The sequence below is a fragment of the Mesorhizobium sp. M1163 genome, from assembly GCF_040318415.1.
In the GTDB taxonomy this organism is placed as follows: Bacteria; Pseudomonadota; Alphaproteobacteria; order Rhizobiales; family Rhizobiaceae; genus Mesorhizobium.
In genome coordinates this window covers 1-8,864 of the sequence record NZ_JAMYMF010000082.1, presented here as the reverse complement: position 1 = coordinate 8,864, position 8,864 = coordinate 1, and the positions used below count along the sequence as shown (strand labels likewise).

Annotated in this window: 11 protein-coding genes; 9 read left to right on the top strand and 2 right to left on the bottom strand. The window is 62.5% G+C overall.

Features of this window, described 5'->3' with window-relative positions; translation table 11 throughout:
- The 6 genes from NKH43_RS34725 to NKH43_RS34700 all read left to right on the top strand — a co-directional run.
- Positions 1-932 (top strand): DUF2493 domain-containing protein (locus NKH43_RS34725; protein WP_352861977.1); only part of this gene is annotated, 932 nt, incomplete at its 5' end.
- Positions 933-994: 62 nt separating this feature from the next.
- Positions 995-1,255, top strand: coding sequence for a type II toxin-antitoxin system prevent-host-death family antitoxin (locus NKH43_RS34720; protein WP_352468578.1), 261 nt, complete (start codon positions 995-997; stop codon positions 1,253-1,255).
- Positions 1,242-1,664, top strand: coding sequence for a hypothetical protein (locus NKH43_RS34715; protein WP_031195560.1), 423 nt, complete (start codon positions 1,242-1,244; stop codon positions 1,662-1,664). The genes NKH43_RS34720 and NKH43_RS34715 overlap by 14 nt, the downstream gene beginning before the upstream one ends.
- 290 nt (positions 1,665-1,954) lie before the next feature.
- Positions 1,955-2,488 (top strand): TIR domain-containing protein, encoded by a 534-nt coding sequence (locus NKH43_RS34710; protein WP_023723229.1) that lies wholly within the window; start codon positions 1,955-1,957, stop codon positions 2,486-2,488.
- A 708-nt stretch (positions 2,489-3,196) separates the two neighbouring features.
- Positions 3,197-3,520 (top strand): DUF736 domain-containing protein, encoded by a 324-nt coding sequence (locus NKH43_RS34705; RefSeq protein ID WP_006205585.1) that lies wholly within the window; start codon positions 3,197-3,199, stop codon positions 3,518-3,520.
- A 58-nt stretch (positions 3,521-3,578) separates the two neighbouring features.
- Complete coding sequence (locus NKH43_RS34700; RefSeq protein WP_352468575.1) at positions 3,579-3,920, top strand: hypothetical protein; 342 nt, start codon at positions 3,579-3,581, stop codon at positions 3,918-3,920.
- A gap of 119 nt (positions 3,921-4,039) precedes the next feature.
- Here the strand turns inward: NKH43_RS34700 and NKH43_RS34695 are convergent, their stop codons facing one another.
- Together NKH43_RS34695 and NKH43_RS34690 are read right to left on the bottom strand one after the other, a co-directional pair.
- A complete protein-coding gene (locus tag NKH43_RS34695; protein ID WP_352468574.1) occupies positions 4,040-4,447 on the bottom strand; it encodes a hypothetical protein in 408 nt (135 codons plus the stop codon).
- Positions 4,444-5,124, bottom strand: a complete 681-nt coding sequence (locus tag NKH43_RS34690; RefSeq protein ID WP_352468592.1) for a nucleotide-binding protein — start codon at positions 5,122-5,124, stop codon at positions 4,444-4,446. Before NKH43_RS34690 ends, NKH43_RS34695 begins: the two co-directional genes overlap by 4 nt.
- Positions 5,125-5,613: 489 nt before the next feature.
- On the opposite strand from NKH43_RS34690, the gene NKH43_RS34685 reads away from it, so the two are divergent.
- The 3 genes from NKH43_RS34685 to NKH43_RS34675 all read left to right on the top strand — a co-directional run.
- On the top strand, positions 5,614-6,021 hold the full coding sequence (locus NKH43_RS34685; RefSeq protein WP_023723225.1) for a hypothetical protein: 408 nt from the start codon (positions 5,614-5,616) through the stop codon (positions 6,019-6,021).
- Positions 6,018-8,258, top strand: coding sequence for a relaxase/mobilization nuclease domain-containing protein (locus tag NKH43_RS34680; protein ID WP_352622188.1), 2,241 nt, complete (start codon positions 6,018-6,020; stop codon positions 8,256-8,258). Before NKH43_RS34685 ends, NKH43_RS34680 begins: the two co-directional genes overlap by 4 nt.
- A gap of 398 nt (positions 8,259-8,656) precedes the next feature.
- On the top strand, positions 8,657-8,864 hold a 208-nt coding region (locus NKH43_RS34675; RefSeq protein ID WP_352861979.1), incomplete at its 3' end, for a nitronate monooxygenase.

Here is an 8,864-nt window from a genome sequence, read left to right as displayed (position 1 = left end):
AGCTTCCTCTCGACGACGCCTACGAGCCCTACCACGCCTCCTCGCCGACCGACCGCGTCATCCTCGAACTGCAGATGTACGGCCACCGTCCGCATCAGGACGAACCTGATCCTCGGCCACTTCCCGACGACGAGGTGATCCGGACTGGCCTCGCCGGGATCGTCGAGACCTTGGCCGGCATGCTCGGCGACACCAGGCTCGAACCCGATCTCGACGACCTGCTCTGGTCGTTCGCAAACGTCTTCCACCGTGCCGCCGAGCGCGTCGCCCGCAGCCTCGACCGCAACGAGGAGGCCCAGCGCTTGAGCCAGCAGGAACAGGACGGTTCCGAGGTGAAGTCGGTCGAGCTGGAACGGCTCACCGCCGAGGGCATCACCTACATCGAGCGCCGCAACGTGCTGGAAATCATGCGCGATGAGGCTGCCGACCTCTACGAGGCACAAACCGGATCGGCATGGCGGCCGCGCACCGGCTCCAAGGTCTCCCACCAGGCGATGACCGCTTCGGTGATCGACTCCAGAGACTTCCTCGCCGCCCGCCGCCACGCCGAAACCGAGGTGCTCGTTCCTGCCGGCACCAAGATTGCCTTCGCCGGTGGTCTCGACTGCAACGATCACGACCGGATCTGGAACGCGCTCGACAAGGCCCGCGAGAAGCATCCCGACATGGTCCTGCTCCACGGCGGCAGCCCGCGTGGCGCCGAACGCATCGCCGCCTGCTGGGCCGAGAACCGCAAGGTCACCCAGATCGCCTTCAAGCCGGACTGGACCCGGCACGCCAAGGCGGCTCCGTTCCGCCGCAACGACCAGCTTCTCTCGGTGGTGCCCTACGGCCTGATCGTCTTTCCCGGCTCCGGCATCACCGAGAACCTTGCCGACAAGGCGCGTCGGCTCGGCATCCCCGTGTGGCGGTTCGCGGAGGACGGCGCGTGAGCGCCGTTTTCTTGCAAATCTAGAAAATCCAGATAATATGGAGATCGATAAGGAGTCCAGCCATGCGCCAGTTCACGACGGGGGATCTCAACAAGCAGGTTGGCGACGTCACCGACGTTGCCAGCCGCGAACCCGTTATTCTTACCAAGCACCGGAAACCCCGGTTCGTGCTGATGAGTTACGAGCACTACGAACGGATGCGCATCGGCGGCGATCCCCGCCGCGCATACCGTGTCTCCGAGATGCCGGAGGAACACACGGAACTCTTCGCCGCCGAGATCGACCGATTGGCGCGCGGGGAAGGATACGATGAGGAGCGGTAGATTCCTGCCTGGTCAGGTGATCTCCTACCCGTATCTTTGGGCATGGCAACACGAGCGCGGCGAGACGGAAGACCGCAAGAGCCGGCCCACCTGCGTGGTCATCGCTGTCCGCGGCGCAAGAGATGGCCTGACCCATCTCGCGCTCCTGGCGATAACCACCCAGCCACCAACCAGCGATCGGGTCGGTTTGGAAATCTCCACTATCGAGTGCCGCCGCGCCGGTCTGACCGATCTCAAACGCTGCTGGATCGTGGTTGACGAATACAACTACGATATTGCCGAACGCTCCTGGTACATCGAAGCCGACGGTAAGCCCCTCGGTCGTTTCAGCAAGGCATTCATGATGAAAATCGCAGGCGCCTTTATCGAAGGGCGCAGCGAGGGCCGCCGCGTCAGCCGTCTGGATTGACGTTCTCTTTCGCGGCCATGCGCTCGATCCAGGACGTGAGCCTCTGGCTGGCCGACAAAGACCACTAGCTCCAAGCGCGAAGCGCAACTAGCCAGATGCGCGTAGCGCCTCCGGCAGCTGCAGGATCCGGGCGCGCCGGCCTGCGGCCGGCCGGGCTCTCGTCGCGGCGTCCCGCCGCTTCCCGAGCCAGCTTTGCCGTCTCGGCCTTCGGGTGACGATCCCTCGCGCAGGGCCAGGGGAGAGGGCGGCCGGCGCGGGGCGGGGGACGCGGGAGAGAAGGGAAAGTCACCATGTCGATGATATTCATAGGTGGATCACGCGACATATTCGAGCTGCCGGAACCTGCCATCGCTCGCATCGGCGCAATCGTTGCTGCCGAGCACGGCGTGCTGGTTGGCGACGCGCCTGGAGCCGATGCCGAGGCGCAGGGCCTGCTCGCCGGCTACAAGTACGAGCACGTCGGGGTCTTCCATGCCGGCAAGGAACCCCGCAACAATCTGGGCGACTGGGCCGCCTACCATGTTCCTTCTCCTGAAGGAGCTCACGAGCACTGGTTCCACGCCGCCAAGGACCGGGAGATGGTGCGGCGCGCCGACTTTGGGATGATGGTCTGGGACGGCGCATCACCGGGCACGGCCGTCAACGTGCTTCGGCTCGCCATCGCGAACAAGCCGTGCGTCATTTACGATCTGGCCAGGGGCCGGATGGCGACCACGTACAATGTGGAAGACTGGTGCGCGATGCTCCGCCATGCTGATCCGGACATTCGCCGCCAAGCCGAAGCCCGCATGACGCCGGATGAGCGTCTAACGTTGCCAGGATGATGGATGCGGTCCTGCCGACAGGCCCTGCGGGTTCAATCCGATATGTGATCCGGCTCCTCGCCGCCTAACCACTTGTATGAGCGGACGGAGCCGGCCCCTTTCGAAACCGGTCCACGCGCAGAGCCGCGGGGCGTTGTACGGATGGTTCATCTTGACCCGTCTCGCATCTGAAGCGGGTGAAAGTGTGCCGAACATCCTGGCTTGCTTGGTCATCCAACCTGGCTGCGAGGCATCGCCCAGAGGGCGTGAAGTTCGCTGCCAGTCGGCTCCGATCTCGAAACCGCTGTGACGCCATACCGAACGCGCTAGGCGGTTCACGCGCCATGCTGCTGTTTGAGGCATTGACGACGCAGGCGACATGACCCGAGAGGCTGCAGCCTGTTCCTGCGATCCGGCAGCATTGCGTCGGCGGTCAAGCGATGGCGGCCTGAGGTCTTGTCCATCTGCCGCATCCGGGGCCATTCCCGTTTCATGTCGCCTTTGTAGACGACCGCCTGCTTTGTGCGGTCAACCCCCGTTGGGGGTACACTCGGCGAATATTCAGGAAAATTCGATTTCTGTTTTTTGTCTGCGGGCAGGCGAAGGGCCTGCCCGCTATTTTTGGGCAAATAGAATTTTCCAGAATTTTCGCCGAGATGACCGCAGCAGGACGGCCCTCTCCTTTGGCGCCATCGGGAATGGTCCCGATGCAACCGAAGGAGAACTACCATGGCCACCACGATCGCAAACCTCACCACCAAGGCCGACGGCTCGATGGAAGGCGTCTTCGCCACGCTCCGGGTCAATGCCCCGATCACCCTCATCCCGAACACCAACAAGTCGCGCGAGGACGCCCCCGACTACCGGATCGTCAACAAGCGCACGGGCTTCGAGATCGGAGCCGGCTGGCACCGCATCTCCCAGCGTTCGGGCGAGGAATACCTCTCGGTCAAGCTGGAGGCCCCCGAGATCGGCGTCATCTTCGGCAATCTCGCTCCCGCCCCGGGTGGCGAGGAAAACAAGAAGGTCATCCTCTGGAACAACCCCCAGTGAGGCATTGGTGGCCGGCCCCTCGAGGGGCCGGCTTCCCCACCGGCAAAAGGAGGTTGCAATGAGCCGCTACACCATCACTGTCACTGGCACCGTCACCGGAAAAGTCCGCTCGGATCCAGACGCTGTCATCGGTTACGACCCACCGCTTCGCACCTACTTCCTGCAAGCGTTCCCCCACGAAGTGACCGACGAGTCCGCGCTCTGGCTTGGCACCCGCGATCACGCGTCCGAAGCGCTTGAGGATCTTCGCCATGCAGCCATCTCACACGGCTACGACTTCATGCCGCTGTCGCCCAAACTGACCGCAAAGCTGGTCGACGACAAAGCGGCAGCCAGCGGGCGTCCGGTGCGAGACGCAATCCTCGGCGAGGTGCTGAAACACCTCAACCAACCCAAGTAGGCAAACACGTCTCAAGGGCCCGCGACGGAGTGCTCCGTCGCGGGCCCTTTTTTTGCGCGTCGCAAAAGAGCCACGAACATCACCCGTCGCGGCATGCGATAGCGACTCCCGACCGCTGATTATTCCTTCGGCAGTTTGTGCTTATGAATGCGGATATAATCCTGCACAGCCTTTCGCAGCAGTTCGGTCATGCTGTGCCCGTTGCTGATCGCCAGCAACTTGAACTGCCGCTGCTCCGCAGCCGTCAGGTAGTAACCGCAGCGGATCATCTCCTCCTCGCGAATCTTCTTTCCGGCGATGGGGTCCTTTTTCTGACCCTGCCGCAGCAGCTTGCGAAAATCGGGCCCGGCTGCCGGGGACGGCTTTGTCGGTTCCTGCATCTGTGGCGTAGCTTGCTGCCTGGTCCCTGACGTCTCGACCTTTGGTGGGATGAACAGGCTCGGCAGCGCTGGCGGCTGCGTGGAGATGGCCTTCATCATGCGGGCTTTCTTGTCGTCACCGGGTTTCGGCGCGGTTTCTTCACTCATGCCGCGTTCCTTGTGGCTTCGATGAAGGTTTGCAGAAGGTCGTCAAAGACCCCTTCGCTCTCGGCAACCGCCTTCGCGTCAGGCAGCTCGGGGCTGTAAAGGGTCTGCCCGGTCTGAAGGTCGCGGTAGGCAACGCGATTGTGCAGGACGTGTTCTGCAATGGGCGTGCCGTTGGCCTGGATGATGGCGCGCAGTTCGGTCAGAGCTCGCGCCCTGCCATCGATGATGGTCTGCTTGGTCAGCACGAATATCGCTGGCAACGGTCTCCCCCGGCTCTCGACCGCCAGTGGGATGTAGTGGTCGGTGATCTGGATGGCGGCGGTCACATCGTCGAGGGCAAAATAGACCGGCACGACGACAATATCGGCGGCGAAGAGCCCGGCCATGAGGTTATCGTTTGTGGTGCCTTCCGTATCGATCAAGACGACCGAGCGTTCACCGTTGTGAGTGGCTGCCGCGCGGAGGATTTCCTGCGGGGTCATCGCGCTCACTATCTGGAGCGTGTCAGGACAATTGCCAGCGTCGCCCAGCATCTGGAACCAGCGATTCATGTTCTGCCGCCGATCGCCGTCGATAAGGGTGACCGAATAGCCCCGATGCAGCGCGACGGATGCGAGGGCGCGCAGCATCGTCGATTTGCCAGTGCCGCCCTTGGGGATCGCAGCGGATATGATCATGGGGGCCTCCTTCCGGCGTTGTCTCCTTGTTTCCATGTTAACATGGAAACAAGTCAACATGGAACAATATCACGGTCGAGACATGGTGACATAGTCAACGGGGAAGACTGGTTTGGCAACCCAGGCGCGCACCAATAAGGGCTCGTTCACGGTGCGGTTTTTGCGCAGCTGCTATCTGCAGCGAAGGAATAGGTCCGGTGGCCCATCGACTGCGCATTTCCGACTACGCATTTCCGACTACGCATCAGAGGGCGGATGTTTCCATGTTAACATGGAAACAAGTCCTCAACGCATCATAGACACACTACATCAAGTCACGATGGAAACACATCGCGACCGGCCCGCTGCGGTTGACAACTGGGCTGGTGAGAAAGGAACGTCGGCTTTGTCCTTTTCCATCTCCTCTGGCAGGATAGCCTATTTTGTGATACACACAAAATAGGCGGCGCGGCCCTGTCGGGCCTTAGCGCCCGCAAGCGGGCTTGAGAGATGGATGCAGGCGCCCAGAAAGCAGCGGTACAGAACGCGTCACGACGCTACGGCGAGGTGACGCACATCCGGTTTTCGGCTGACGAGCTGGCCAACCTTAAAGCCATTGCGGAGCGAGACGGCGTTACCGTCAGCGAGGTCGTCCGGCGTCTGGTGCGGGCAGAGGTCGGGCATCTGCCTATCGCATCAGAGGCGTTGCGGCCGGCGATCGTGGACATGACCGATCAGCTGCGGCGCGTTGGCATCAATTTCAATCAGGCCGTGCGCGCCATGAACGACGGCCGTGTTGCCCACGATGAGGATCTTGAACAGGCGCTGGTCGCCGTGGGCAACCTGGTGCGGCAGTTTCGCGAGGAACTGAAGGCGATGACTGGCGGGTCACGCAAGGCGAGGGAGGCCAGGCCATGAGCGGTCGTCTTGCTGGCTACGCGGCCGAAATCGAACGCTATCTGCGGGGCGAGTCCGGCGTGAAGCGTGAGGAGCTCGACGACGACAAGTCCGTGACGGGCGTCCGACGCGCGGCCGGTGAATTCCAGGTGATGAAGAGTTATGAGCGGACCGGTGGCGGCGGACGCCTCGGGCAAGGAGGCGGCTCGACGGCAGGTGGCGGCAGGAGCGCCCATTGTTCGTCGCCGGGAGGATTGGGGGCGGCGGGGAGCTCCATGTCCAGCAGGGCACCGAAGTCCACTGCTGCTGCGAGTTCGCCCAAGGCCGCTAGCGCGCCGATCATGATCTATGGCGTCACGCTCGCCGGTTTCCGGCCGGAAGAGGAGGAGGAAGACTGGAAGCGGCGCGGCGGCGGTGGTCGTGGTGCTGTTCGTCCGAGCGGTACGGCACGAGCGGCGCGGACGGGCTATCAGGCGCGGGCCGTGGCGGCACGGGCAGGCTATGCGGCGGGCGCGCAGCCTGCCGTGTTCAAGGTCATGCCCAATCCGCCATCGACCAAGGAAGCTGCCGCCCGGCTGCTCAATTACATCGGGAAGCGCGAGGACGAAAAAGGCGAGAAACACGACATCGAGATTTTCGACGAGGACGGGCAGGTGCTTGCGACAGGTGCCGCAAGAAAGGCGTTCCTGGAATCGTTTTGCGAGACGTTCGAACCGCCCTTGGAAAACACCAATTTTATCGAGGTTCGCTTCGATCTCGCTAGCGAGGTCACCGATGCCGCCTTGAGCGAGGCGCTGAGCAAGGCCTTCGGGGCAAAACCGTTCATCTATGCGCAGGATGGACAGACGGTGGAGGTTTACGCGCATACCGATGAGCGGGCCGGACCGCTTGCCAAGGTGCTCGCCGGCGGTCGGGAAAAAAATTCGCGCAGCAAGGCGCTCGACAAGATCGAAGCGCGCCTGTCTGAAGCCATGGGCGAGGCGGGGGTGGTCGCCAAGGCAGAGGTAACGGCGGCCGTGAGCCGTGAACCCAAAGCGAAATATTTCCTGCAGAAGTTCATCCGCACCCACAGCCACATCCGCCACGCAAATGGCGAGCCTGTGCCTGCTGTGAAAAGCTCCACCAAGGCGGCGGCTTCGATCTATGAACAATGGCGCCCGCAGTTTTCGGGGCGTGAGCGGCGCAATGCCTATCACCTGCTTTTCTCGGCAAGAGCCGGCACCGATGCCAACGCCGTCATGGCTGCGGCGCGCGCCGTGCTCGAGGAGCGAGCGCCAGGATACAAGTTCGTCCTGGCGCATCACAAGGACACCAAGCACGTCCATATCCATGCGATGGTGCAGGCACGCTCTGCCGACGGCGAGCGCCTCAAATTCAACAAGCCAGATCTGGTGGCCTGGCGCGAGGCCTTTGCTGAAAAGGCACGCGAGAACGGCATTGCGATGGTGGCGACGCGGCGCATGGACCATGCGATGACGCGTCCGTTCACGAAGGAGCATGCCGGAGCCTACAGCCGCGCCCAGAGCGATCCGCGCTACCAGGTCAGCGCCAGGACGATCGAGCGGGTGGAGGCCAAGCGGCAACGCCGTTTGGATGGGCAATCCCTTGTCGTGAACGGCGATGCTATCGCTGCCGCATGGCAAAAGACTGTGACGACGATGCGGGCCGCGGGCGTAGTCGGTCAGGCTCTCACGGCAGCGGAGTCGATCGGCAACAATTTTCTGCAGTTCCGTCGCGACCGGACAGGGGAGGGGCAGCCAGGTCCTGCCGCGGGTCGCGGAGCTGATCAATCGGGGCAAAAGTCTTTCCTGTCCCATCCCGGTATGAGAGAATTGAATGCACTGCTAGGAGATTTGAACATGGCGCAAACCCCCTTGGAAATGCGGCGTCAGATGGCCCGCGTCAATCAGGCTCTGGACAACATGCGCGAGACGCTGCCGCCGGCCCATCAAGGACAGTTCGAACAGTATCGTGAAGAGGTGAACGACAAGATGCACGACCGTCTCGCGCGGCTACAATTCGAGCGGCAGCAGCAGCGTCGTGGTGGTGGCGGTGGCGAGCCGATCCCCGAGCGCGAGCCGCGAGGGCGAGACCTTCCAACTCGAGACGATCCCCGCGAGCCGGAGCAGCCGCGCACCGGCGCCGAGCAGGAGAAGGTGGCAGCCAAGCAGAAGGACGCCAACAAACAGAAGGCACGGCAGTCGGAAGAGCAGGACCGCAAGACCCAGCGCTCAAATGATAACGATTACGAGCGCTGAGCCGAGCTCACTGCCGCCTGCGGCTAAAGAGACCGAGAGTGTTAGTGACCTCATGTGCCGAGGCCCATTTGGCGCCTACGAGATTCAGGATGATGGCCACGCAGATCTCACGCCGCGCATGATCTTGAAATCTGCTTTGTGCCGCATTGCAGGATGGACCGAAGCTAAGGCTGTGACAGGCTGGTTTTCAGGTCCGTCCAGGTAACCGCAGCGCCATTGGATCGATCGGTGACGGGCTCGAAGCCCGGTCGTAAGTTTGCTGATGGGTTAGGGTCCGGACTCATAACCGTCGGTCGACTGCGCTGGCGGCTCTGGTTGCCGTTAATCGCGGGGCGCTGAGCGGGGCTCGATAGGATCAACCGAACCTGCGATACTCAAGGCAATCTGTTGGAGTGATGATGCGCATCGTAACCCGTCTCACTGATCGGCTTAAACTGCAGCATCCGATCATCAGCGCGCCGATGGCATTCGCATCGGGCGGGGAACTCGCAGGTGCGGTCAGTTCAGCCGGAGGGCTTGGTCTTATCGGCGGCGGCTATGGCGACGCTGATTGGCTGACGCGAGAGTTCGAGCGATCTGGCAACCGACCTGTCGGCTGCGGCTTCA